25 protein-coding genes and 1 pseudogene are annotated in these 25233 nt (G+C 53.3%); 8 read left to right on the forward strand and 18 right to left on the reverse strand.

Going from position 1 to position 25233, the window contains the following annotated elements; genetic code table 11:
• Nucleotides 1-2: 2 nt before the first annotated feature.
• Nucleotides 3-1499 carry a flavin-containing monooxygenase gene (locus R0135_RS11615; protein ID WP_407347018.1) on the reverse strand — a complete coding sequence of 499 codons (1497 nt, stop codon included), beginning with the start codon at nucleotides 1497-1499 and terminating at the stop codon, nucleotides 3-5.
• Between the two features lie 62 nt (nucleotides 1500-1561).
• Nucleotides 1562-2344: a peroxide stress protein YaaA gene (gene yaaA / locus R0135_RS11620; RefSeq protein WP_407347019.1), complete on the reverse strand. Its 783-nt coding sequence runs from the start codon at nucleotides 2342-2344 to the stop codon at nucleotides 1562-1564.
• Between the two features lie 137 nt (nucleotides 2345-2481).
• Between yaaA and R0135_RS11625 the strand changes: the two genes are divergently transcribed.
• The 3 genes from R0135_RS11625 (at nucleotide 2482) to R0135_RS11635 (ending at nucleotide 4826) form a co-directional block, all read left to right on the forward strand.
• The gene (locus tag R0135_RS11625; RefSeq protein WP_407347020.1) at nucleotides 2482-2997 is read left to right on the forward strand and encodes a TRAP transporter small permease subunit; all 516 of its coding nucleotides are present in this window, start codon (nucleotides 2482-2484) and stop codon (nucleotides 2995-2997) included.
• Nucleotides 2997-4355 carry a TRAP transporter large permease subunit gene (locus tag R0135_RS11630; protein WP_407347021.1) on the forward strand — a complete coding sequence of 453 codons (1359 nt, stop codon included), beginning with the start codon at nucleotides 2997-2999 and terminating at the stop codon, nucleotides 4353-4355. The genes R0135_RS11625 and R0135_RS11630 overlap by 1 nt, the downstream gene beginning before the upstream one ends.
• A gap of 75 nt (nucleotides 4356-4430) precedes the next feature.
• Nucleotides 4431-4826, forward strand: a complete 396-nt coding sequence (locus R0135_RS11635) for an acyl-CoA thioesterase (RefSeq protein ID WP_407347022.1) — start codon at nucleotides 4431-4433, stop codon at nucleotides 4824-4826.
• A gap of 48 nt (nucleotides 4827-4874) precedes the next feature.
• Here the strand turns inward: R0135_RS11635 and R0135_RS11640 are convergent, their stop codons facing one another.
• Together R0135_RS11640 and uvrD are read right to left on the reverse strand one after the other, a co-directional pair.
• On the reverse strand, nucleotides 4875-6044 hold the full coding sequence (locus R0135_RS11640; protein ID WP_407347024.1) for a TRAP transporter substrate-binding protein: 1170 nt from the start codon (nucleotides 6042-6044) through the stop codon (nucleotides 4875-4877).
• 86 nt (nucleotides 6045-6130) lie between these two features.
• The gene (uvrD, locus tag R0135_RS11645; RefSeq protein ID WP_407347025.1) at nucleotides 6131-8284 is read right to left on the reverse strand and encodes a DNA helicase II; all 2154 of its coding nucleotides are present in this window, start codon (nucleotides 8282-8284) and stop codon (nucleotides 6131-6133) included.
• Nucleotides 8285-8386: 102 nt separating this feature from the next.
• Here uvrD and R0135_RS11650 point away from each other — a divergent pair, with 102 nt between their 5' ends.
• Nucleotides 8387-9913, forward strand: coding sequence for an SPOR domain-containing protein (locus R0135_RS11650; RefSeq protein WP_407347026.1), 1527 nt, complete (start codon nucleotides 8387-8389; stop codon nucleotides 9911-9913).
• A 19-nt stretch (nucleotides 9914-9932) separates the two neighbouring features.
• Nucleotides 9933-10358, forward strand: a complete 426-nt coding sequence (locus R0135_RS11655; RefSeq protein ID WP_407347027.1) for a hypothetical protein — start codon at nucleotides 9933-9935, stop codon at nucleotides 10356-10358.
• 20 nt (nucleotides 10359-10378) lie between these two features.
• On the opposite strand, the gene R0135_RS11660 is transcribed toward R0135_RS11655, so the two are convergent.
• Nucleotides 10379-10771, reverse strand: coding sequence for a GFA family protein (locus R0135_RS11660; protein ID WP_407347028.1), 393 nt, complete (start codon nucleotides 10769-10771; stop codon nucleotides 10379-10381).
• 20 nt (nucleotides 10772-10791) lie between these two features.
• On the reverse strand, nucleotides 10792-11115 hold the full coding sequence (locus R0135_RS11665) for a hypothetical protein (RefSeq protein WP_407347029.1): 324 nt from the start codon (nucleotides 11113-11115) through the stop codon (nucleotides 10792-10794).
• A 173-nt stretch (nucleotides 11116-11288) separates the two neighbouring features.
• On the opposite strand from R0135_RS11665, the gene R0135_RS11670 reads away from it, so the two are divergent.
• Nucleotides 11289-12011, forward strand: a complete 723-nt coding sequence (locus tag R0135_RS11670; RefSeq protein WP_407347030.1) for an SIR2 family NAD-dependent protein deacylase — start codon at nucleotides 11289-11291, stop codon at nucleotides 12009-12011.
• A 49-nt stretch (nucleotides 12012-12060) separates the two neighbouring features.
• On the opposite strand, the gene glmS is transcribed toward R0135_RS11670, so the two are convergent.
• Complete coding sequence (gene glmS / locus R0135_RS11675; protein ID WP_407347031.1) at nucleotides 12061-13890, reverse strand: glutamine--fructose-6-phosphate transaminase (isomerizing); 1830 nt, start codon at nucleotides 13888-13890, stop codon at nucleotides 12061-12063.
• Nucleotides 13891-13893: 3 nt separating this feature from the next.
• Entirely contained in the window at nucleotides 13894-15276 is a 1383-nt protein-coding gene (gene glmU, locus R0135_RS11680) for a bifunctional UDP-N-acetylglucosamine diphosphorylase/glucosamine-1-phosphate N-acetyltransferase GlmU (RefSeq protein ID WP_407347032.1), read from the reverse strand.
• Between glmU and R0135_RS11685 the strand changes: the two are divergent.
• Nucleotides 15257-15814: pseudogene (locus R0135_RS11685) on the forward strand (ATP-dependent zinc protease); the annotation flags it as partial. The gene glmU and the pseudogene R0135_RS11685 overlap by 20 nt on opposite strands.
• A 129-nt stretch (nucleotides 15815-15943) precedes the next feature.
• Complete coding sequence (rimK, locus tag R0135_RS11690) at nucleotides 15944-16849, forward strand: 30S ribosomal protein S6--L-glutamate ligase (RefSeq protein WP_407349916.1); 906 nt, start codon at nucleotides 15944-15946, stop codon at nucleotides 16847-16849.
• Between the two features lie 75 nt (nucleotides 16850-16924).
• On the opposite strand, the gene R0135_RS11695 is transcribed toward rimK, so the two are convergent.
• From R0135_RS11695 to R0135_RS11740, 10 genes are all read right to left on the reverse strand, one after another.
• Nucleotides 16925-17356 (reverse strand): F0F1 ATP synthase subunit epsilon, encoded by a 432-nt coding sequence (locus tag R0135_RS11695; protein WP_407347033.1) that lies wholly within the window; start codon nucleotides 17354-17356, stop codon nucleotides 16925-16927.
• A 24-nt stretch (nucleotides 17357-17380) separates the two neighbouring features.
• Nucleotides 17381-18778 carry a F0F1 ATP synthase subunit beta gene (atpD, locus tag R0135_RS11700; RefSeq protein WP_407347034.1) on the reverse strand — a complete coding sequence of 466 codons (1398 nt, stop codon included), beginning with the start codon at nucleotides 18776-18778 and terminating at the stop codon, nucleotides 17381-17383.
• A 103-nt stretch (nucleotides 18779-18881) separates the two neighbouring features.
• The gene (gene atpG / locus R0135_RS11705; RefSeq protein ID WP_407347035.1) at nucleotides 18882-19745 is read right to left on the reverse strand and encodes a F0F1 ATP synthase subunit gamma; all 864 of its coding nucleotides are present in this window, start codon (nucleotides 19743-19745) and stop codon (nucleotides 18882-18884) included.
• A gap of 16 nt (nucleotides 19746-19761) precedes the next feature.
• Nucleotides 19762-21306: a F0F1 ATP synthase subunit alpha gene (atpA, locus tag R0135_RS11710; protein WP_407347036.1), complete on the reverse strand. Its 1545-nt coding sequence runs from the start codon at nucleotides 21304-21306 to the stop codon at nucleotides 19762-19764.
• Between the two features lie 17 nt (nucleotides 21307-21323).
• On the reverse strand, nucleotides 21324-21860 hold the full coding sequence (locus R0135_RS11715) for a F0F1 ATP synthase subunit delta (RefSeq protein WP_407347037.1): 537 nt from the start codon (nucleotides 21858-21860) through the stop codon (nucleotides 21324-21326).
• Between the two features lie 9 nt (nucleotides 21861-21869).
• Entirely contained in the window at nucleotides 21870-22340 is a 471-nt protein-coding gene (locus tag R0135_RS11720; RefSeq protein WP_407347038.1) for a F0F1 ATP synthase subunit B, read from the reverse strand.
• 63 nt (nucleotides 22341-22403) lie between these two features.
• Complete coding sequence (gene atpE, locus R0135_RS11725) at nucleotides 22404-22643, reverse strand: F0F1 ATP synthase subunit C (protein ID WP_008293388.1); 240 nt, start codon at nucleotides 22641-22643, stop codon at nucleotides 22404-22406.
• A 59-nt stretch (nucleotides 22644-22702) separates the two neighbouring features.
• Nucleotides 22703-23581: a F0F1 ATP synthase subunit A gene (gene atpB, locus R0135_RS11730; RefSeq protein WP_407347039.1), complete on the reverse strand. Its 879-nt coding sequence runs from the start codon at nucleotides 23579-23581 to the stop codon at nucleotides 22703-22705.
• Between the two features lie 113 nt (nucleotides 23582-23694).
• Entirely contained in the window at nucleotides 23695-24114 is a 420-nt protein-coding gene (locus R0135_RS11735; protein ID WP_407347040.1) for an ATP synthase subunit I, read from the reverse strand.
• A gap of 242 nt (nucleotides 24115-24356) precedes the next feature.
• Complete coding sequence (locus R0135_RS11740) at nucleotides 24357-25232, reverse strand: ParB/RepB/Spo0J family partition protein (RefSeq protein ID WP_407347041.1); 876 nt, start codon at nucleotides 25230-25232, stop codon at nucleotides 24357-24359.
• Between the last annotated feature and the right edge of the window lies 1 nt (nucleotide 25233).

The raw sequence follows: 25233 nt of genomic DNA on the forward strand, positions 1-25233 counted from the left end.
CGCTAAACGCGCATATCAAAGTCAGCAAAGTCCGGGCTGCGCATATGCCACCAGTAGGCCAAGGTTGATCGAGGCCAGTTGTTGGTCACTTTACCCGCGGCGTTCTTATACCAACTCTCGCAGCTCGCCACCCAAACCGTTTGCGCAAGCTCGCCCTGCATGCGCTCGCTATAAGCCATCTGCACGCTCTGGTTGATATCCAAGGCTCGCAACTCATGACTCAACAGCTTGTCGATACAATTAACAACATAGTCGACCTGACGTTCCACCATAAAAATGATCGAGTTACTGCCCAGGTTGGTGTTAGGTCCATACAACATAAAAAAGTTAGGGAAGCCATGGGTACAAACCCCACGATAGGCTTCTGCACCGTCGCGCCAGGCTTCTTGCAGCGACACGCCGTTTTCGCCCTTAAAGTCCACAGCACTGTGCATCTCGGAGGTCTTAAATCCGGTGGCATAAATAACTGCATCGACCGGCCGATCGACGCCGTCTTCGGTGCGAACACTGTCTTCACCCATGCCGGTGATGGGGGAGGTAACCAACTCAACGTTATCTCTGACAAAGGCTCCGTAAAAATCATCAGAAATCAGAATGCGCTTACAGCCCAGACGGTAATCAGGGGTTAGCTTGTCGCGAAGCTCCTGGTCTGGGATTTCTTCTTCGCGATACTCCTTGCACCACTTTTCCCACTGTTTAAGCAGCCATGTAGAACTGTTGCGCAGCACTGGGTAAAACAACCACTCACCACGGAAGTACACCATGGCCCGCGCCGCTTTTTGTGCAAAGGGCACATAGCGGAAGACCCACTTCTCCCAGTCCTTGTAGGCTCGGTCATCGCGCTTGATTACGTAGTTTGCGCTGCGTTGATAGACGTACAGCTGCTCAACCTCTTTGGCGATATGCGGAATAAACTGTAGGGCGCTGGCTGCGTTTCCGATTACCGCCACACGTTTGCCGCTCAGATCATAATCGTGATCCCAGCGTGCTGAGTGAAAAGCGTGCCCAGTAAAGCTGTCGCGGCCAGCAAAGTCCGGAATGTTCGGTCGATTTAGCTGGCCCAAGCCACTGACCACGCTGCGTGCCGTCAGTGTTTCGCCATTGGCAAGACGAATCTCCCAAAGACCGGTATCTTCCTGCCACTGCGCATGCTCGACTTGCGTACTCAAACGCAGATGCGGGAGCAGACCAAACTCCTGGGCACAGCGCTGAAAGTAAGCCTTAATCTCGTTGTGCGGCGAAAACTTGTGGGACCAATCAGGATTGGGTGCAAAAGAGTAGCTGTACAACACTGAGGCCACGTCACAGCAGGCGCCAGGGTAGGTATTGTCGTACCAGGTACCACCGACCTCGGGGGACTTCTCAAGAATCACAAAATCGGTGATGCCGCGCTCTCGAAGCTTGATACCCATACACAGACCGGACATGCCCGCGCCAATAATGACTACCTGATGGGCGGATGTTCCTGCGCTCGGTTCTGCGCTCGTATCTAAGCTCATTGTTCATTCCCTGTCATTGTTATAACTGTAGTGAGGGTTTTTGCTCAGCGTGTTAGCCGAAGCTAGCTCTTGGGTGCTTCGTCCCGGGTAAACACCAGCTCGCGCGCTGATGACTCAGCCGCGTTGTAGCGGTAACCAGCAACGCGATATTTCTTGAGCGCCGCCACATCGTTGATTTCTTTATCGATGATGTATCGCGCCATCTGCCCCCGAGCCTTTTTCGCAAAGAAGCTGATAATTTTGTACTTGCCGTTTTTGAGGTCCTTAAAAACCGGCGTAACCACTTCTGCTTCTAGTGCCCCGGGCTTAACGGCCTTGAAATATTCATTGGATGCCAAGTTAAGCAGGACAGCAGTACCGGTCTTTTTTAACTGCTTGTTAAGACTCTCGGTCAAAGACTCTCCCCAAAATTCATAGAGGTTCTTACCGCCATTGTTGGCAAACTTCAGTCCCATCTCTAAACGATAGGCCTGCATAAGATCCAGGGGCCGCAGCAACCCATACAGCCCGGACAGAATACGAAGATGTTTTTGGGCATAGGTCAGCTGCTTGGCGTCCATGGTCTCGGCCTCAAGGCCTGTGTAAACGTCGCCCTTAAAAGCGAGGATCGCCTGGCGAGCATTATCTTTGTCAAAAGGCTGATGCCAGTCCATAAAACGCTGATGATTCAGCGCCGCGATGTTTTCGGATACGCCCATCAAGGATCGAATGTCCGCGGGATCTAAGCGTCGAGCGTCCTCTATGAGCGCTTGGGAGCGCTCCAGAAACTCCGGTTGCGTCGCCTTGCGAGTGGTAACGGGCGAGTCAAAATCGAGAGTTTTGGCCGGTGATATAACGCTCAGCATTGCCAGTATCCTTGCTAACTGATGAAGTGAGTTGTGATTCGTGTTTTAGCTGGGTACTCAGTGTATTCGGTAAAGAAGAGACCTCGCGGTGGGCTATGATACCCTCGCCTTCCGGCATTAAGAAAGGCAGTCAACAAGTGCTTAACTGGGCGTCTCTGATACAGACGGTTGACCGCTTTACGCTGCTGTTTGGACGCCTGCTTGCTTGGTGCGCCCTGGCCATGGCACTGCTGACTGCCGCTATCGTCATTTTACGCTACGGGTTTTCTACCGGCTCCATCGCGATGCAGGAAGCCGTCACTTATCTGCACGGTAGTCTTTTTATGCTCGGCGTCGCCTACGCTCTCACATCGGGCGGCCACGTTCGGGTAGATATCTTTTATCGCCAGTTCAGCACTCGCCAGCGGGCGTGGGTCGATGCCCTGGGCGGCATCGTCTTTTTGCTACCGCTGTGTGCGGTAATTGTGATTGTCAGTTGGGGCTACGTGGGTGATGCCTGGAAGATTCGTGAGAGCTCCCCGGAACCGGGTGGCATTCCCTACATGTATGTCCTCAAAACGCTGCTACCGCTTATGGCGATCAATTTGGCCATAGCCGGTATCGCTGATATTTTGCGCAACGCCCGCAACTTAATTCGTCACGAGAGTCACTGATGGAAGGCTCTATTGCTCTTTGGATGTTCGCGGCCGTCTGTGGCTTGTTAATGCTGGGTTATCCCGTGGCATTTACTCTGGCCGGTACCGCTCTACTCTTTGCTGCGGTAGGTACTATCGCCGGTACCTTTGATCCGGCATTTTTAGAGGCATTACCGGGGAGGCTGTTCGGCACCATCAGTAATGTCACGCTCATCGCGGTACCCCTGTTTGTGATGATGGGCGTGACTCTCGAAAAATCAAAGGTGGCCGAAGAACTACTTGAAAGCATGTCGGCACTGCTGGGTCGCTTACCGGGAGGTTTGGCTATCTCCGTGGTACTCGTGGGTATGCTACTGGCGGCAAGTACCGGTATTGTTGGCGCAACAGTGGTCACCATGGGCTTACTGTCACTGCCCAGTATGCTGCGCGCAGGCTACTCACCGAGTGTTGCGACCGGGACGATTTGCGCCACCGGAACCCTCGGGCAAATTATTCCACCCTCTATTGCTCTAGTCCTACTGGGTGACATTCTGTCGAGCGCTTATCAGCAAGCGCAGCTGCAACTTAATGTATTCAACCCTCAAACCGTATCGGTGGGGGATCTTTTTGTGGGCGCTATCATCCCGGGATTACTGCTGGTCAGTCTTTATTGCATCTACATATTGGGCATGGCGCTGTTTCGCCCAGAGAGTGTGCCGCCCGCGCAAACCCGCACCATGTCCTGGAGGACGCTATTTCATGGTTTGATCCCACCCCTGATCCTGATTGCAGTAGTGCTGGGATCCATACTCGCAGGAGCTGCAACCCCCACAGAAGCCGCTGGTGTAGGTGCTACCGGTGCGCTGTTGTTGGCAGCACTGCGCGGTGAAATCAACCGTCCAAAGCTTCAGGAAATTGTCACCAGCACCCTGGAAACCACCGCTATGGTTTTCATGATACTTATTGGAGCGGCGGTGTTTTCGCTGGTTTTCCGGGGCTTTGGTGGCGAAGAACTCATTCAGACATTTTTTGCCGACCTCCCCGGGGGAGTGTTTTCTGCCACACTATTAGTGATGGTGGTGATTTTTGCGCTGGGCTTTGTGCTCGACTTTATCGAGATTACCTTTGTGGTGGTCCCCATCGTCGGCCCGATTTTGCTGCTTATGGGCGTAGATCCCGTATGGCTTGGCATCATGATAGCCATTAACCTGCAAACGTCGTTTTTAACGCCGCCCTTTGGGTTCGCGCTTTTTTATCTTCGTGGTGTCGCTCCAGACAGCGTGCCTACCTCCGCTATCTACCGGGGCGTGATACCCTTTATTGTGATCCAGCTGCTGGTTTTAGCCGCACTTTGGCTCTGGCCATCTCTGGCTACCTGGCTGCCCTCGCAGCTATGATGACGCTTGGGGTCATCGTTGACCTGGAACCGAGAGCCACACAAAACTTCATCAAATAAAGCAGAACCACAGACCATGAGCGACATAGATTCCACACCATTGCCCCAGGGCGAGCTCGCCCTGCAAACCATTGCCATGCCTAAAGACACCAATGCCTCGGGGGATATCTTTGGTGGCTGGTTGCTGTCGCAAATGGATCTTGCCGGTGCAATCACCGCAGGAGAAGTTGCCAAGGGCAGGGTGGCTACAGTGGCTATTGATGGCATGGCTTTTATTACGCCGGTGCATGTGGGTGCCGTGGTGTCGTGCTACTGCGATGTTATTGAGATCGGAAGATCATCCGTTCGTATTATGGTTGAGGTATGGATCAACTCTCCCCACGATGGCGAACCCATCAAAGTGACAGAGGGGGAGTTTGTGTTTGTTGCCATTGATGAGCAGCGACGCACTCGAACAATTACTCACAATTGAGTATGTCTGGGCGCCCAGGGCGCTCTGCCCCGCGCCCGAGTTCCAGCCCTACTCTTTGATTAGCGGCCCCATGAGATCACGGCGCGCATTGATATAAGACTGCTCAGAAATCTCGTGATACGCCCGCACATCGGTCAAAAATGCCTGAAACGAGGCATTTACCTTTGCCGCCATTGGATCGTCTGCTATCAGCTTTGCCATCGCCTTTTCGCTTCCGCGATACAGGGCCTGCAGTACGTCGTCCGGCAGGCGCCTGAGCTTGACGTTGTGCTCATCTATCATCTCGCGAAGGGCGCGGTTATTACGGGCCGTGAATTCATCCAGCATGTCCTGATTGGCGGCCCGCGCGGCGTAGCGAACAATCGCCTGTAGGTCATCCGGGAGCGCCTCCAGGGCGTCTTCATTGACGATGAACTCCAACATAGAGCCCGGTTCATGCCACCCGGGGTAGTAGTAGAACTCGGCAATTTCATGAAGTCCCAGAGCCAGGTCGTTGTAGGGTCCAACCCATTCCACGGCGTCAATCACACCGGTCTGCAAAGCCGTGTAGACCTCACCGCCAGGGATACGCACGGCCTCGCCACCGGCTTCGCTAAATACCTCGCCCGCCAGACCCGGAATACGCATACGCAAACCTTTAAGGTCCTCCAGGGACTTGATCTCTCGATTAAACCATCCGGCCATTTGCACGCCGGTGCTACCGCCGGCAAAGGGTACAAGACCCGCCGGGGCGTACACTTCCTGCCAGAGCTCCATACCGCCGCCATAATGTAGCCAGCCGTTCATTTCCTGCACGGTCATGCCGAAGGGAACAGCAGTAAAAAAGACCGAAGAGGGAATTTTGCCTTTCCAGTAATAACTCGCCCCATGGCCTACCTGCGCAACGCCGGATGACACCGCATCAAAGACTTCAAAGGGAGGGACGATCTCGCCGGCGCCATAGACGCGAACATCCATGCGTCCTGCGCTCATCTCGCGAATCATCTGCGCGAACACTTCCGGCGTGTGACCAAGGCCCGGAAGATTCTTGGGCCAGGTAGTCACAAGCTTCCATTCGATACGCTCTCCACCCTGGCCTAGCTCGCCGGCATTACCGGGTCCGGCCGCGCGATCGCTGCTAACGCGCTCAAAGGCCCACAGTGCAATGAGCAATACCAGCGCTGCTGCGAGCAGTAAAACTGCCAGAGCCTCGCGATTAACTCCCTGTGATTTGCTCATTTGCTTTTACCCCAACCCCCTTTTTAAGGGTTCTTATTTGATTTGCTTGCCGGAAATTTTCTGGCTCGATTGTCTAAGCTGCGCCGCTAAAGCGCCTGTAGTTTTGCATACTGCACCACCAACCATTTTGTTCCTTCAGAGGCGAAGTTAACCTCTACCCTGGCGTTACTACCCCGACCCTCGAAGTTCAGTACAACGCCCTCGCCAAACATCTGGTGATACACCCGCTGACCTAAATTAAGCCCGGTATCTGCAGCTGGCGTGCTACCCGACAGCTGACTGACCGGGCGACTAATCTTCGTCTGCAATCGCACCTCATTCACGAGCTCAGAAGGTATTTCGCGCACAAACCGCGAGGGGGGGTTATAGCTGTCACTGCCGTGTAAACGGCGGCTCTCCGCGTAGGTGAGAATCAAGCGCTCCATAGCCCGGGTGATACCCACATAGCAAAGACGTCGCTCTTCCTCGAGACGACCGGGCTCCTCAATGGACATGCGGTGGGGGAACAGGTTCTCTTCCATGCCTGCTAAAAACACCAGGGGAAACTCCAAGCCCTTAGCAGAGTGCAAAGTCATTAACTGAACGCTGTCTTCGTGGGGATCAGCCTGACCTTCGCCGGCATCCAGTGCCGCGCTATCCACAAACTGCTGCAAAGGCGATAGCTCGTCGCTCTCGGGAACAAAGGTTCGCGCAGCGCTCACCAGCTCTTCGAGGTTTTCTACCCGGGCGAGGCCTTTTTCACCCTTCTCTTTCTCGTGATACGCGATCAAACCCGAGCGGCGCACCATTTGATCCACCAGCTCCTCCAGAGTCATCGGATCGGTGAGCGTATCGAGTTCATCGACCAGGACCCGAAATCCGTCCATGGCCGTTAGCGCTCGGGCGGGAAGCAATTTATGCTCCTGGCAGGTTTGTATGGCCTGCCACAACGAGATTTGGTTCTCTCGGGCGGTTGCGCGCAATATATCCAGAGTCTTGCTGCCGATACCTCTGGGCGGCGTATTAATCACCCGCTCAAAGGCCGCATCGTCGCCCCGACTGACCAGAAGCCTCAAATAGGCCATGGCGTTGCGAATTTCCAAACGTTCATAGAAGCGTTGACCGCCATAAATGCGGTAGGGCAGGCCACTACGCAATAGTGCCTCCTCCAAAACGCGAGATTGCGCATTGGAGCGGTATAAAATCGCAGCAGAGCGACGAGTCTGGCCGTTATTCACCCAGCTTTCGATTTGCTCAACAATAAATCGCGCCTCGTCCTGCTCATTGAAGCCCGCGTACAGCTGCACCGGGTCCCCGGTCTCGCCAGAGCTCCATAGCTCCTTACCCAGCCGACCACTGTTGTTAGCAATAACGCCGTTGGCGGCCTGCAAAATTGTCTGGGTGGATCGATAGTTCTGCTCCAGACGCACAACCTGAGTGCCGCCAAAGTCTTCACCAAAACGCTGAATATTTTCGATCTTGGCGCCGCGCCAACCGTAGATGGACTGATCGTCATCACCCACCGCAACCACGGGTATCTGATCACCCGCCAGGACTCGCAGCCATGCATACTGAATGGTGTTGGTATCCTGAAACTCATCTACCAATATCTGACGAAAGCGTCCCTGATAATGCGCCAGCACCTCCGGCGCTTTAAGCCACAGCTCGTGGGCTCGCAGGAGCAGCTCGGCAAAATCAACCATGCCGCCCCGCTCGCAAGCTTCTTCATAAGCCGCGTACACACGCAACATGGTTTTGATATACAAATCACCCAAAGGCGGCTCAATATGCGCTGCGCGAAGACCCTCATCCTTCTGGGCATTGATGTACCACTGCGCTTGCTTGGGCGGCCACCGGGACTCATCGAGCTGGAGCTCTCTACACACCCGCTTTACCAGCCGGAGCTGATCATCGCTGTCGAGAATCTGAAAGTTCTGGGGAAGGCGAGCCTCTTTCCAATGGGTCTTGAGTAATCGGTGAGCCAGACCATGAAACGTACCCACCCACATGCTATGCGTGGGTATTTGCAGCATGTGTTCGATGCGTCCCCGCATCTCCCGAGCCGCTTTATTGGTAAATGTAACGGACAGCACCGCATGGGGCGACAAACCTTCGGCGCGAATGAGCCAGGCAATGCGATGCACCAAAACACGGGTCTTTCCTGACCCCGCTCCTGCGAGCACCAACATATTGCCGCTGTCCGCCGCCACGGCGTCGCGTTGCGCGTCGTTTAACCCTGTCAAAATATCACTTACGTCCATGCGCACATTCTAACCGCTTCCCTTGCTGCACTCACGAAAAAGGGCAGGACTGCTTACGCTCTGCTACTATCGACAGCGAGCCACAGCCGGTAGCTAAAGTTCATGGCAGAAGACGATAAAGACCCTCAAATTGGTGCCTCACACGAGGGCAACAACAAACAGGACGAGGAGCATCGCGAGCTCTTCATAGACCGCGACGACGATAGCAGCTCGCCATTTGTTGACAGTGACTATGGGGATGAATTCCCGGGTTCCAGCGATGAGCCCGAGAACGTAGATCCCGGCTATGCCGCATTTTCCAGCGAACTGGAAGACCCCCTCGCCGACTGGCCATCTCCTGATGCTCCCCTGGAGGACCTGCCTGAGGTACGCCAACAGAAGGAAGCATTGGACCAACGGGCTGCCACCGACGCTTTTGAACAGGAGTCCGAGCCTGAGCTGGATTCAGACCCTCGTTCACAGGTTCAGGACAGCCCAAACGATGAAAGCAATGACGAGGTCTTGTTGTCCTTTAGCAGTCACAGCAGCGACGACGCTGTGTTTGATGATGCGCACGAAAGCGCCGATTCAAGTGCGCCGGATGTCGTGGATGGTGATGATGTTTCGGCAGCCGACAGCTACGACGAGCCTGACCTTCCAGCCGGGGATTTTATCCTTGACGATGAAAACAACGACAAACCACTGCCGGAGCAAAATGAAGCCTTTGACGAAACAGAAGAGGGTTTTGAGGAAGAGTTTGTCGACGATTTTCTGAACGACCTTGATCCCCCGGAGGAAGAAGAGCTTCCGGAGGTTGATGATTTTGAGGACGAATTCGATGTGCCCATGCTGGCCACAGCGACTATCGCGGCAAGCAGCGTCGAAAGAGCTGCTCCCTATGATGCCAGTGAGGCGAAAGAATTGGACTCCGAATCAAGTCACGCAGCCGTGCGAACAGTACAAACCACCGCACAGGAAGAAAGCCGGGCATTTCCTCTGGGGATGATTGCGGTTGTAGGTGTCGCATTGGTACTGCTGGGCATCGGTGGCTATGGCGTCATGCAACAACGCGGCGATATGCAGGCAGAAATCCGTGATCTGCAGGCCAAGCTGGCTACTACCATCAGTCCTGAAGAAGCGCAGGCGGAGCGTGAAAGACAAAGGCAGATCCAGTTACAGAATGAGTCGCTGAGTACAGAGCTGGAAGCCCTTAGCGCAGAAAATAGCGCTCTTGCACAGCAGTTAGCGGAACTTGAGGCAACACAAGCTGCCCAAATTAGTGCGGCGGCAGAAAAACGTGCGCAAGAAGAAGCCGCGGCGAAAGCTGCCGCCGAGCGGGCGGCACAGCAGGCCGCAGCGAAGAAACAAGCAGCAGCGCAATCAACCGCAAGTTCAGCGAGTAGCGCTGCAGCCAAAGGACCCTGGTTTGTGAACTTTGGGTCTTATGCGGATCGAACCATTGCACAGCGCTGGGCCAACAAGCTGGATGTAGAAAGCGGTGAGGTGATCGTGCAAACAGCAACTGCTGCAAACAAGACCCTGTATCGGGTGAGGGTGATTGGGCTTTCAAGTCAGGATTCCGCCGAGCGTGTTGCCACCGCGCTAGAACGGCAATATCAGCTTCCCAGGCTATGGGTAGGAAAAAACTGAAAACGACAGGTACTTCATCATGAATAACACCTTATTCGGCTCTAAACGACTTCAATTCTTTTCGCTATTTGCCGCGGTGCTTAGTGTGTATCTCAGTACCGCAGTATTTTCGTCGAAGTCTGTGCTGGCCGACGAGACATGTAGTCAGCCCACTAGACCTAAAATGCCTGATGGCTCAAAAGCTTCTATGGAGGCAATGTTGGCCGGACAAAAAGCCGTAAAGGCTTTTCAGGCAAGCAACATGGAGTACATGCAGTGCCTGGAACGCGAATACTCTGCAGCAGAAACCACAGCAAAGAATTCCCAAGACGGTACCAAAAAAGCAGAAGCTCGCGCGCAATATACAAAGTCGATCAACGCTTATAACGCGGCCGTGTCTGCTGAAGAAGCGGTTGCGGGGGAATTTAACGTCTCACTGCGAGCTTACAAAGCCGCCAACAAGTAAGATCGGCTTATCGGCGCTGATTACTCTTGTGACTTATGCGCGAGGGTATGGGCGTTTGCTTCCCAGTCATCCCCATCAAACTCAACTATGGTCATCTGCGACGGCTTTTCGTCCAGGCAGTTAACGTTAACGTCGACCCCATCGGGGTTTGAGCGCGGGATATAAAAGGGTTTGATGCCACAGGTTTTACAAAAGTAGTGTTTGGCGATACCTGAATTGAACTGGTAACAGCTTAACTTCTCTTTGCCTTGCAATAGTTGGAAGCGTGAGGCGGGCACGATCAGATGCAAATAGCCGCCCATGCTGCAGATAGAACAGTTGCAGCGCTCAAGCTCTACACTATCTGGTGCCTGCACACTAAAACGAACATCTGAGCAGTGACAGCCGCCGTGAAAGGTCTTTAATGCGCTCATAGCGCCTCCGAGTAAGAAACTCAGACCAGTGTAAGGGTCGGTGCATCGAGCATAAAGCGTGAGTAAAAGCTGGCCTTGAGCGAGCCCGTGGTCCGATCAGTGGAATCGACAATGGTCAGTAACTCATCCATAAAGACCTTGTCCGGAGCGGCGGCAAGAGCATCCAGATCTATGGGACAGTTTGATTGCACAATAACAATATCCTGCCGAAGACCCTCACAATCCTGAAGACCCAGAACTCGTACCACGCGGCTGCAAATAGCAGACACCGTTGCCTGCTCATGCTTGCTAAGGGCTTCCTTGTGACCACTACGCTGCTGCGTCGGAACTGCCATATCCGTCATTGTATCTCCACCTTTCTTCATTTCGTGCTCTCCCTTTAACCGGGAAGGCTCTGCCGCGCGTTACCAGCTTTGTTAAACAGCGCATACCACGCAGTGCCAGCCTAGACACTAGCGGGTTCGTTGCTAAGTTGCTAACTTGAAACAAGAAATTGTGGTTCGGGTCGCAAAACTAGATGACAACCCTCTACATCACCGGCGCAGGCGTGAGCGCCGAGAGCGGCATTCCTACCTTTAGAGGCGAGGACGGCTTTTGGACCATTGGCAGTCGCAACTACACGCCACAGGAAATGGCGACGCGCGCCATGTACCAAGGCCACACGCTGCAGTTCCTGCGTTGGTACTACCAGCGTTTTGCGACTTACCGCGATCATGGACCCAATGCCGTGCATTACTGGCTTGCCGACAAAGACTTGATTACCCAAAACATCGATGGCCTGGATGGCAAGGCTGGCAACCAGTCCTACATCGCTATCCATGGCCGTCTAGATCAAATGACTCTCTTCCATGATCAAAACTCTGCCGATCAAATCACTCCCACCACCACCCCTTGGGATGAGATAGACGAAGAACAGCTCGATGGCAGCCTTCTTGAGGTTTTCAAGATCAGTGGTCGTCCCAAGATCAATGAGTCCTACAAACCCTTCGTACTGCTCTTTGATGAATACTACACAGAGCTGTACCGCATATCGGAAGCACAAAGGCGTATGCGCGACGCGACGCGCATGGTGTTTATGGGCACATCCTTCAGTGTAAACATCACCATGATGGCCTTGGAAACCGCCATGGCGCGGGGTATCCCCATTGAGATAGTAGATCCCGAGCCCGTAACCGTGCCTTATGAAAACACCACGTATCACGCGATAACGGCCTTGGCCTACATAGAACAAGCGAGGTAACAATCAACTCAATAGCAGCACAGACTCACAACAATAACTGGCAAAATACTCACTCAACGGTGACGGACTTCGCCAGGTTTCTCGGCTTATCCACATCAGTGCCTTTTTGTAGGGCTACGTGATATGCCAATAACTGCAGCGCCACGGTGTAAATCACTGGCTGCAATATCTCGGGTGTATGGGGCATAGCTAGCACGTGCACCCCGGGCTCATCTTTGAAGCCTGCGTCCACATCCGCAAACACATACAGCTCACCGCCGCGGGAGCGCACCTCTTCCAGGTTGGACTTGAGCTTGTCCAGCAAATCATCGTTGGGTGCCACAGCAACAATGGGCATATCCGCATCAACCAGGGCCAAAGGCCCGTGCTTTAGTTCTCCGGCGGGGTAGGCTTCGGCGTGTATGTACGAAATTTCCTTAAGCTTTAGCGCCCCCTCCATAGCAACGGGATACTGAATACCTCTGCCTAGAAACAAGGCATGATGCTTTTGAATAAACGCCGAGGACATAGCTTCTATTTGTGGATCAATTTTTAGCGTTTGCTTAACCAGGTCAGGCAGCTGCCTCAAACCATCAACAAGCTCCTGCTCACGCTCCGGACTCAATCCACGATGACGACCCAGAGTTAGAGCGAGCATCAAAAAACCAACCAGCTGAGTGGTAAAGGCCTTGGTCGATGCCACGCCAATTTCGATACCCGCACGAGTCAAAAAGGCCATGTCGCTCTCGCGCACCAGTGAGCTGTTATCCACATTTGCCACCACCAGGCTGGCCACGAATTCATCGGGCGCAGCATGGCGCAACGCCGCAAGTGTGTCGGCAGTTTCACCACTTTGAGATATGGTCACTAACAAGGTGCCAGGGTGGGCCACGCGCTTTCGATAGCGAAATTCTGACGCGACCTCGACCTGACAGGGAATACCGGCAATGTCTTCCAGCCAATAGCGCGCTACCAGACCGGCGTGATAACTGGTGCCGCACGCCACAATCTGAATGGCCCGGGTTTTGGCAAACGCTTCTGCAGCACCCTCACCAAAGATACTGTCATCGATTTTTTCACCCACGGCTTTTGCAAATGTCGCGGCCAGGGCATGAGGCTGCTCATAAATTTCTTTGAGCATGTAATGCTCAAAATCACCTAAGTCAGCATCTTCTATATCACCAGAGATGCGCTTCATCTCCCGCTGCACAGGCTCACCCTGCAGGTCATAGATAGCGAGCCCCGCAGCGCTACAAACAACCAGATCACCCTCATCAAGGTAGATAAACCGATCAGTCACCTGCCTAAGGGCCATAGTGTCCGAGGCCAAAAAGTGCTCACCAATGCCAACGCCAACCACCAACGGACTTCCGGAACGAGCGGCTACAACCTCTTCTGGGCAGTGCGTATCGATAGCGGCAAGAGCGTAGGCGCCGTGGAGCCGCGACACCGTGTAACGCATTGCCTCAAACAGGCTGAGGCCTTCATTTACTTTGCTATGGAGTAAGTGAACAACTACTTCGGTGTCTGTTGCAGAGACGAAGTCATAGCCGGCCTCACGCAGCTCTTCACGCAAAACCTGATGATTTTCAATGATTCCGTTGTGAACAACAGCCACCCGTTGCCCCGAAATATGCGGATGAGCATTCGCCGCCGACGGCTGGCCGTGAGTCGCCCAGCGTGTATGCGCAATGCCCGTACAGCCAAGGATAGGATTAAGGGTTTGAGCCTCTTCCAGCGCAGCCACCTTGCCCTGGTACTTATGTAATTGCAGCCGATGCTCATTGTCGATGAGCGCCATACCTGCGGAGTCATAGCCACGATACTCAAGGCGCCGTAATCCCTCGAGGAGAATTTCTGATACTTCGCGCCGCGCCGTCGCAGCTACTATTCCACACATTGATCAGTCTCCCCGACCAGGGTTGTTGTCATTCTCGGCGCGCTGTTTAGGCGTCTGCCATCCATCGATATTGCGTTGCTTGGCCCGGGCCACACCGAGGGCGCTGTCGGGAACATCTCGAGTCACGGTAGAGCCGGCGCCTACAAAACCGCCGTTTCCGACTTCAAGCGGTGCAACGAGGGTGCTGTTGGAGCCCACAAACACACCATCGCCAAGCGATGTTTTGTGTTTACTGACGCCATCGTAATTACAGGTGATTGTGCCAGCGCCAATATTTACGCCGGTGCCAAGCTCTGCATCACCGATGTAGCTCAAGTGATTTACTTTGCTTCCCTGGCCAATAACGGCTTTTTTGGTCTCTACAAAATTGCCAATACGAGCGCCGTCGGCCAGTACCGTGCCCGGCCGTAACCGCGCATAAGGGCCCACAGAACAGTCCCGGCCAAGCTCGCTTCCATCAATATGACTCATGGGGTGAACTTCAGTACCCGCAGCGATTGAGCAGTCGCGCAAGACGCAGTTAGCGCCAATGCGCACCCCCTCTCCAAGGCTCACTTTGCCTTCGAATACGCAATTCACATCGATGAATACATCACGATCACAGTGCAAACGGCCACGGATATCGATACGGCTAGGGTCTGCCAAAGACACTCCCGCAATCATTAACTCCTCTGCGGCGCGGCGACGATAAACGGTCTCTGCTTCTGCAAGCTGCACACGGTCATTAATCCCCATCACCTCGCTGGGTTCATTAGCGCGAAGTGCGGCGACACAGCGGCCTTCCTTGACCGCCATAGACAGCACATCGGGGAGGTAATACTCTCCTTGTGAGTTGGCGTTGCCCACTCGAGGAAGATAATCCGCAAGTAGTTGGGCGGGATAGGCGAGCACACCTGTATTAATTTCGTTTACGCCGCGTTGCTCTTCGGTCGCATCTTTATGCTCAACCACGCCCAGGAGCTGATCGCCGCTATCGCGAAGCACTCGGCCATAACCGTGGGGGTCATCAAGCTCAGCCGTCAAAAGCGCGGGCGCATTATCCACGAGGTCTTGCAAGGTGCCAGAACGCAGTAGAGGTACATCGCCATAAAGGATCAATACCGTTGAATCGGCATCGACACCTGGCATCGCCTGAAGAACCGCATGACCGGTGCCAAGCTGCTCCTCCTGCATCACCCAAACAATGTTTGTGTCATCCAAAGCGTCGCGAACTTTTTCGGAGCCGTGTCCTATAACCACATGAATGCGCACGGGCATAAGTGCCCGAGCACTGTCCAAAACATGCGCAAGCAGTGGTCGCTTGGCCAGAGGATGCAAAACCTTTGGCAAAGCAGAACGCATCCGCGTTCCCTGACCTGCGGCAAGAATGACAACTTCAAGCTTCATAGCAAAGCGTCCGGTTATTGACCGGCCTTATTTAATAATCCGACACACGATAGTACCGACTGCAAGAAGCTTTACAACACGAGTATTACCGACTGGTTCACAGCTTAAAACACTAGCAGACAGCGGCGGGCAATCGCTGGTAGCCTCTCGTGCCAGCACCTTATGGACGGAACACAACGTGAATCACGATCAAAAACTTATTGTAGGTAGCGAAGAGTGGTGCTCGTTTCCAGGCCTGGGTATTCCAGCCGTGAAAGCGCGGGTGGACAGCGGCGCAAAAACCTCCTCATTACACGCGTTTAATATTCATATGTTTAACCGCGGCGGAGAGAAATGGATAAGTTTCGAGGTGCATCCCATCCAACGGAATCGAAAGACTACGGTGCGCTGTGAAGCACCCGTGGTAGACCGACGCTTCGTAAAAAGCTCCAGTGGAGATAGGGAAAAGCGCTACGTTATTGCAAGCACCGTACACATTGGCGGATCGAGTTTTGACATCGAGCTGACCTTGAGTAATCGCGACACGATGGGCTATCGCATGCTGCTGGGTCGCGAGGCGATGAGCGGTCGCATGCTGGTAGACCCCGCAGCCAGCTTCAGCGTTGGCGACCTCACGCCCACGCAACTGTCGCAAATGTACGGCGTCGCTAATGAGCCATCATCGGGCCTGAAAATTGGCGTTCTGGCGTCAAACCCCGAGCTGTACAGCAACAAAAGGATCATGGAGGCGGGCGCGAACCGCGGTCATGACATGGTTTTTCTGGATATTAAGCAGTGCTACATGAAGCTTGATGCCGAAACACCCGAGATCCACTATCGCGGCGGCTGGATTCTGAACGATTTCGATGCCGTCATTCCACGAATACGCCCGCAGCTGACTTTCTACGGTTGCGCACTGACTCGGCACTTCGAGAGTATCGGGGTGCACCCCTTAAACAGCGCATCTGCAATCAGTTACTCCCGCGATAAGCTTTACTCCCTACAGCTACTGCAGCGCAAAGGGCTTGATATTCCCACCACGGGCTTTGCCAACTCGCCCATGGATACCTCAGACCTTATTGATATGGTCGGCGGAGCACCGCTCATCGTAAAGCTTTTGGAAGGTACCCAAGGCCGTGGCGTCGTGCTCGCCGAAACTCGCAAAGCTGGCGAAAGCGTTATCAATGCGATTAAGTCCTTGAACGCCAACCTGTTGGTTCAGGAGTTTATTAAGGAAGCCCAAGGACGCGACCTGCGCTGCTTTGTTATCGACGGTAAAGTTATTGCGTCGATTGAACGTCGGGCAGCACCGGGAGAGTTCCGCGCAAACCTTCACCAGGGCGGAACGGCTGCATTGGTCAGAATCACGCCGGAAGAAAGAAAACTAGCCATAAAAGCCACTAAAACCATGGGCTTGCAGGTAGCGGGGGTCGACATTATTCGCTCTGCCAAAGGACCGTTATTGCTGGAGATCAACTCTTCTCCCGGTCTTGAGGGTATAGAAACAGCCACAGGCAAAGACATTGCCTCAGACATGATTGCGTCTGTGGAGCGCTCTTTGAACTGGCGACCTAAAAAACTCAACGAGTCCTGATAGTCCCGCCGGACAAAAGTCAGAAACAAAAAACCCCGGTAGCACCGGGGTTTTAAGGTCAGTCTGTCAGCAAATTTAGCTACCGCGACCCGATCGATTACGCATCTTACGGAGCGTAGCCAACTGCGCGGCTGCTTCTGCCAACTGAGATGATGCACGACCGTAATCAAAGTCACCCGTTTGATTTGCCAATGCGTGCTCGGCCTCACGTCGTGCTTCTTCTGCTGCAGCTTCATCTACGTCATGAGCACGCACTGCTGTATCAGCCAGAATCGAGACAACGCCAGGCTGAACTTCAAGATAGCCACCGGATACGTAGTAGACCTGCTCATCGCCATTTTGCAGCGTAATGCGAACAGGACCGGGAACCAGCGCTGACAGTAAAGGAGCGTGCCCGTAGTTCACCCCCAGTTCACCAACTTCACCGGTGGCGACCAACGACTCAACCAGGCCAGAGAAAATTTCTTCCTCCGCACTGACGATGTCGCAATGAATGGTCATGGCCATAGTCTTACCTCTGGGTGGCGCTGATTACAGGTTCTTTGCTTTCTCGACGGCTTCGTCGATGCTGCCAACCATATAAAACGCCTGCTCTGGCAGGTGATCATACTCTCCGGCAAGAATCGCACTGAACCCGCTAATGGTGTCTTTCAGGGACACGTACTTTCCAGGCGCGCCCGTAAAGATTTCTGCTACGTGGAAAGGCTGAGAAAGAAAACGCTCAATCTTACGAGCGCGATCTACGGTTTGCTTATCTTCTTCAGACAGCTCGTCCATACCAAGAATGGCAATGATGTCTTTCAACTCTTTATAGCGCTGAAGTACGTTCTGTACGCCGCGCGCAGTGTCGTAATGCTCATTACCAATCAGCAAAGGATCCAGCTGACGAGATGTTGAATCAAGAGGGTCTACCGCAGGGTAGATACCTTTTGCGGCAATATCACGCGACAGTACAACGGTAGAATCCAGGTGAGCAAACGTTGTCGCTGGCGATGGATCCGTAAGGTCATCGGCAGGTACATATACCGCCTGAATCGATGTAATAGAGCCGGTCTTAGTAGAAGTAATACGCTCCTGAAGTACACCCATTTCTTCGGCCAGTGTAGGCTGGTAGCCCACCGCTGACGGCATACGTCCAAGCAGTGCCGATACTTCGGTTCCCGCGAGGGTATAACGGTAAATATTGTCGATAAACAGTAGAACGTCACGGCCTTCGTCACGAAACTTCTCGGCCATGGTCAGGCCTGTTAGTGCTACACGCAGCCGGTTACCGGGGGGCTCGTTCATCTGCCCGTAAACCATAGCTACTTTAGAGTTAGGCAGGTTCTCAAGATCTACAACCTTTGATTCCTGCATCTCGTAGTAGAAGTCGTTACCTTCACGAGTACGCTCACCAACGCCGGCAAAAACAGACAGACCTGAGTGCTGCAAAGCGATGTTGTTAATCAGTTCCATCATGTTGACGGTCTTACCAACACCCGCACCACCGAACAATCCAACCTTACCGCCTTTGGCAAATGGACAGACGAGATCGATGACCTTAATCCCTGTTTCTAGAAGGTCATCCGAAGCAGACAGCTCTTCATAGGTAGGTGCCGCGCGGTGAATAGAGGCACGTTCCTTTTCACCAATAGGCCCGCGCTCGTCGATGGGGTTACCCAGCACGTCCATAATGCGGCCCAGCGTTTCGTTGCCCACGGGCACAGCAATTGGCGCTTGGGTGTTTTCTACACCCAATCCGCGGGACAAGCCCTCGGAAGAGCCCATGGCAATTGTGCGAACTACGCCATCACCAAGCTGCTGCTGAACTTCCAGAGTGATGTCCTTCTCTGTGATCTTCAGCGCGTCATAAACCCGCGGGACAGCATCACGGGGAAATTCCACGTCGATAACTGCGCCGATGATCTGTACGACTCGTCCGCTACTCATGTGCGTTCCTCTTCTTGCAAATTGTTCGGTCGCACCCAGGTTGCGCGGCCGACTATTCTGTTGCTTGTTTCACTCTGGCACAGCGCCAGAACAATGTTTATGTCTAGCTAATTGCCGCCGCGCCACTAACGATCTCAGACAGTTCCTGAGTAATCGCCGCCTGACGGGCTTTGTTATAAATGAGCTGCAGCTCGTCGATAATGTCACCGGCGTTGTCGGTCGCGTTCTTCATCGCGAGCATCCGTGCTGCTTGCTCACAGGCGGCATTTTCAATAACCGCCTGATATACCTGAGACTCAATGTACCGAGTTAGCAAACCTTCAAGGAGGTCGCGGGCTTCGGGCTCGTAGATATAATCCCAGTGATGCTTCATCTCTTCGCTGTCTTCAGCCTGCAGCGGGAGCACCTGCTCCACTGTTGGCGTCTGAGTCATGGTGTTAACAAACTCGTTGCTCACCAAGAACAGGCGGTCGATCTTGCCTTCTTCGTAGGCGTCAAGCATCGTTTTAACGCCGCCAATGAGATCTTCCAGCGAGGGGTCTTCACCAATATCTCGCGCTACAGCAATAACGTTGCCGCCGTAGCTATTAAAGAATGCAATCGCCTTGCTGCCCACCAACGACAAATCAATTTCAATGTCCTGGTCAGCCCACTCTTTCATGGCTCGAATCGTTGCCTTGAACAAGTTCATGTTCAGGCCACCACAAAGACCACGGTCCGTGGAAACAACGATAAAACCTACGCGCTTTACCTCGCGCTCTTCCATGAACACGTGACGATACTCTGGTGCGGAGTTGGCTATGTGGCCAACGACCGATCGAATTCGGCGAGCATAAGGCTTACCAACTTCCATACGATCCTGAGCCTTCCGCATTTTACTTGCGGCGACCATTTCCATCGCACTGGTGATCTTCTGAGTGCTTTGGATACTCGTGATCTTAGTGCGAATTTCCTTGCCGGCTGCCATTTATGCTTCTCCGGACTCAGTAAGTCTGCGTGGACTTGAACTTCTGAAGAAGCTCCGAGAAGCTACCTGCGATTTCGTCGTTGTAATCGCCGGTATCAACTACTTTCTTCATCAGCTCACTGTATTCTGCATGCGCAAAGGACAGAAGCGCAGCTTCGAAGTCTCCAATCTTGGCGACGTCGACATCCTGCAGATACCCTTCGTTTGCGGCGTAAAGAATCAAACCCATCTCAGCGATGCTCTGCGGAGAATACTGCTTTTGCTTCATAAGCTCGGTTACACGCTCACCGTGATCAAGCTGCGCTTTTGTGGCTTCATCAAGATCAGAGGCAAACTGAGAGAATGCTGCAAGCTCTCGATACTGTGCCAGTGCTGTACGAATACCACCGGATAGCTTCTTGATGACTTTAGTCTGTGCCGCACCACCTACTCGAGATACCGAGATACCCGCGTTCATCGCTGGACGTACGCCAGAGTTGAACATGTCTGTCTCGAGAAAGATCTGTCCGTCGGTAATAGAGATCACGTTGGTCGGTACAAACGCCGATACGTCACCGGCCTGTGTCTCGATAACAGGCAAAGCGGTGAGAGAACCGGTCTTGCCTTTCACAGCACCGTCGGTGAACTTCTCAACATAATCTGCATTAACACGAGCAGCGCGCTCCAGAAGACGCGAGTGCAAGTAGAAAACGTCGCCAGGGTAAGCTTCACGACCTGGTGGTCGACGAAGCAACAGCGAAATTTGACGGTAGGCCCAGGCCTGCTTGGTAAGATCATCGTAAATGATCAAGGCGTCTTCGCCGCGATCACGGTAATACTCGCCCATGGTACAACCGGCGAACGGGGCAAGATACTGCATAGCGGCCGGATCAGAAGCGTTGGCGGCAACCACAATTGTGTGGTCCATGGCGCCATGCTCTTCGAGCTTACGTACGACCGATGCTACAGAAGAAGCTTTTTGGCCTACGGCGACGTAAACACACTTAATGCCCGTGCCTTTTTGGTTAATGATGGCGTCAATCGCGATGGCTGTTTTACCAATCTGACGGTCACCAATGATCAGCTCACGCTGACCTCGACCGATAGGAACCATGGCATCGATTGCTTTGAGACCAATCTGTACGGGCTGATCAACCGACTGTCGCTCAATGACACCCGGTGCAACTTTTTCTAGCGCGTCTGTCATAGCAGCATTAATCGGGCCTTTTCCATCGATAGGCGTGCCCAGTGCATCTACAACACGACCCTGAAGCTCAGGACCTACGGGTACTTCCAGAATACGGCCGGTACACCGACAAGACTGGCCTTCGGCCAATCCTTTGTAGTCGCCCAGAACAACCGCGCCCACAGAATCGCGCTCAAGGTTAAGCGCCATGCCGTAAACGCCGCCATCAAACTCGATCATCTCGCCGTACATCACGTCGGTAAGACCGTGGATACGGATGATGCCGTCGGTTACCGAAACAATGGTGCCGACGTTACGTGCTTCGCTGCTGACGTCCAGCTGATCGATTCGCTGGCGAATCAGATCGCTTATTTCAGATGGATTCAGTTGCTGCATTATCTGTTCCTCAAAAACTAGTTTGTCAGTGCTTCGGCCAGCTTGTTCAGCCGTCCCCGAACACTGCCATCAATAACCAGGTCGCCTGCGCGAATCAGTACGCCGCCCAAAAGACTGCTGTCGATACTGGTACTCATAACCACTTCGCGGTCCAGGCGCTTGCTCAGTGCTTGCGAAATACGATCGCGAACCGCATCCGGCACCTCAAAGGGCGAAACCATTTCCACGTCGACGCTTTGCTCTCGCTGCGCTTTAAGCTGCGCAAACTGCGTCAAAATATTCGGCACAAGGCCAAGACGACGGTTTTCTGCAAGTACATGCAGGAATCGCTTACGACTGTCGCCAAGCTCATCACCAAGAAGCCCGATAAACGCATCGGCCTGCTTCTCTGTTGTTAGTGATGGATCACCAAGAAGATTCCGAACAGCCTCGTCAGCCACCACAACCGAAACCAGTTGTAGCTCTGATAGCCACTCATTCAGAGCATTCTCTGTGCTGGCGTATTCAAACGCCGCTCGAGCATAGGGCCGTGCGAGAGTACTGAGCTCTGCCATAAATCAGACCTAGAGTTCAGCGGCGAGCTTGTCGACGATATCAGCGTGAGCTGATGCGTCGATAGAAGCGCCTAGAACTTTTTCTGCACCAGCCAATGATAGAGCTGCTACCTGACTGCGCAGTTGTTCCCGCGCGCGGTTGCTTTCTTGCTCAATCTCAGCCTGTGCTGCTGTTTTAACGCGATCAGCTTCTGCCACTGCTGCGTCTTTTGCTTCGTCAACGATCTGACTAGCGCGACGATTAGCGGCATCGACGATGCCCGCAGCTTCGGTTTTGGCTTCTTTCAAGCGCTCAACAGCTTTCTCTTGAGCCAATTCGAGATCATGGCTGGCCTTGTCGGCTGCTGCCAGGCCTTCAGAGATTTTCTGCTCACGCTCGTGCATCGCGGCCAGAATTGGTGGCCAGACGTACTTCATACAGAAGACGACGAAGGCCACAAACGCCAGCATTTGCCCGATGAGGGTAAGGTTAATATTCACTACCTGCTCCTTGCGAAAACACGCAGACGGCAACCGCCGTCATGGGATAAGTAATCCGGCGTATTAAGCCGCTGCACCAGGTGCAACAACGAAGATCAGGAACATCGCAATACCAACACCAATGATGGGGATAGCGTCTACCAGGCCAGCACCGAGGAAGAAGGTGGTTTGCAGCTTGGGAGCAAGCTCCGGCTGACGTGCAGAACCTTCAATCAGCTTGCCGCCGAGAAGGCCTACGCCAATCGCAGCACCAAGACCGCCCAGGCCCATCATGATTGCAGCAGCAACGTAGATCAGTTCCATTGTGTTCTCCTAAAGTCTAAAAGTTTCTAAGGTTTCGTTTGTAAATCGGTAGATATTAATTAATGGTCTTCGTGAGCCATGCTGAGATATACAATCGTCAGCACCATAAAAATAAACGCCTGCAAAGTGATTACCAGGATGTGGAAGATAGCCCAACCAACCTGCATCAAGGCCGCGGGTAACATCCACATAACGCCTGCGCTAAACAGCGCAGCAATAAGAATAAAGATCATTTCGCCGGCATACATGTTGCCAAACAATCGTAGACCCAAAGAAAAGGGCTTTGCGAGCAAGCCAACAACTTCCATAAACAGGTTTACGGGAATGAAAAGCGGGTGGTTAAACGGGTTGAGTGTCAGCTCTTTTACAAAGCCGAAACCTTTAACTTTGATTGAGTAGTAGAGCATCAAAATAAATACGCCCACAGCCATGCCCATGGTGATGTTGGGATCAGTAGATGGCACAATTTTTTGATACTCGACACCAACGAGCATCAAGGTGTGGGGAATTAGGTCGACCGGCAACAGGTCCATAAGGTTCATCAGGAACACCCAGACAAAGATGGTCAGCGCAAGTGGCGCGATCATGGGGTTGCGGCCATGAAAAGTGTCTTTTACGGTGTTATCAACAAAACCAACAACCATCTCAATCGCATTGGTCAGTCCTGTAGGAACATCAGAGGACGCGTTTTTAGCGATGCTACGAAACAACCAGCAAAACAATATTCCAAGACCAATAGACCAGATCATTGAATCGACGTGGATGGCGTTGAAGCCCATAGCGGTCGCTTCTTCTCCACCGTGAGCCATGGTCCAGACACCGCCCTCTTGCACAGTGCTGCCATCATGCCGGTGATAACCACCAGGAAGTTTTCCATAGGTGAGATTCGTCAGATGGTGGACGATATAGTCGGAAATTGTCTGAGATTCGCCTGCCATGTGTCTCTTTGCCCTGCGCTCTTCCTATGACCTTCGTGTGTGTGACCCCGATATTGAGGGGCCAACTCTCTTTTCTTCCGTAAACAGCTAATGTGACTGGCTGATGTAAATTGCTAACGCGAATCTCGCAAAAGGCGGATCCCGCCACCAACCTGTATTACCCAAAACACCCCAAAACCAAGAAACACCAACCCGGGTTGTTCAGGTTTTAAAACTGCAAACACCAGTGCAAAACACACCGCACTGAGCACAAACTTTCCACCTTCAGCGGCCAAACCTGCTCGGGCCGCCTGCTGTGCGCTGTGCTTGGACGCCACGGTTACTCGAACCGCAAAATACGCCTGAGGCAGAACACTGCATAAGGCACCGTAGGCCATCGAACTTGCACTGACCAAGCCAGCCGCCCAATACACGATCGGCGCGCCAATCAACAGCAGCAACAACTGAATCAGCGTGGTCCGCAGATACTGCGGCCGAGGGGGCGTCTTGCGCGTGGCCTGAGTAGCCTGTTCCCTCACCCTATCTTGCGCCACTAAACGTACGTCCTGATTTGGGCGGCGCGCATTATAGAAGTTAAACCTACCGCATTCAAGTTTGTAGGGGCCGCGTTCCTAGAAAAATTCCTTATTTCACATCTACTTGCGAATTAGGGGTGGCTTTCTCAATTACCAGTGCCTTCGCCAGAAGCAGTTAAAATATACGCTGCTTCCCAACCCCACTACATCTGGAGCAATAAAGTAGTTTGGCATCTATATCTGGTGGAGAGTGTCCCGAACTACTTTAAGTGGCTCAAAATACCGTCGAGCTCGTCAAGGCTGCCGTAATTCAGAATCAATTTACCCTTGCCACTGGAACTGTGCTGAATATGCACGGCGCTGCCCAGCTTTTGCGACAGTTCATCCTGAAGGCTGCGGATGTTTGGATCCATGGTTTTGGCTTTGGGCTTTGGTTTGTCAGATTGTAGCTGGCGAACCAAAGCTTCTGCCTGGCGCACAGACAGTCCTTTTGCGACCACACGCCGGGCCAACTGTACTTGCTGTTCTGCCTCAAGGGTTAACAAGCAGCGTGCGTGCCCCATGTCCAGGTCACCATGCTCCAAAAGCGTACGCACGTCATGCGGCAGGGAAGTAAGACGGAGTAAATTAGCAACAGCGGAGCGCGATTTTCCCACGGCATCAGCAACTTGCTGTTGCGTCATTTCAAACTCGTCTTGCAAGCGCTCGAGGGCATACGCCTCTTCAATGGGATTGAGGTCTTCTCTTTGAATGTTCTCTATGAGCGACATCGCAACCGTTGCTTCGTCAGATACATTGCGAATCAATGCGGGAATACTATCCAGTCCAGCCTGTTGCACAGCCCGCCAACGCCGCTCCCCGGCGATAATTTCAAATCGCTCATTGGCAATGGGACGGACGACGATCGGTTGCATAACGCCCTGGGCTTTGATGCTGTCCGCAAGTTCCTGCAAAGCAAAGGGATCAAAATCTCGTCGTGGCTGGTACTGACCGCGCTGAATAAGATCCACAGGCAACTCCCGTAACAAGCCTTTTTCGTTACTGGACGTTTCTACTGCCCGTGTTTCTTCGGGACGACTACTGCCGGCTAGCAGCGCATCAAGCCCCTTACCCAGACTGCGACGTTTAGTGGCCATA

Source organism: Congregibacter variabilis (assembly GCF_045689235.1).
GTDB classification, from domain to species: domain Bacteria; phylum Pseudomonadota; class Gammaproteobacteria; order Pseudomonadales; family Halieaceae; genus Congregibacter; species Congregibacter variabilis.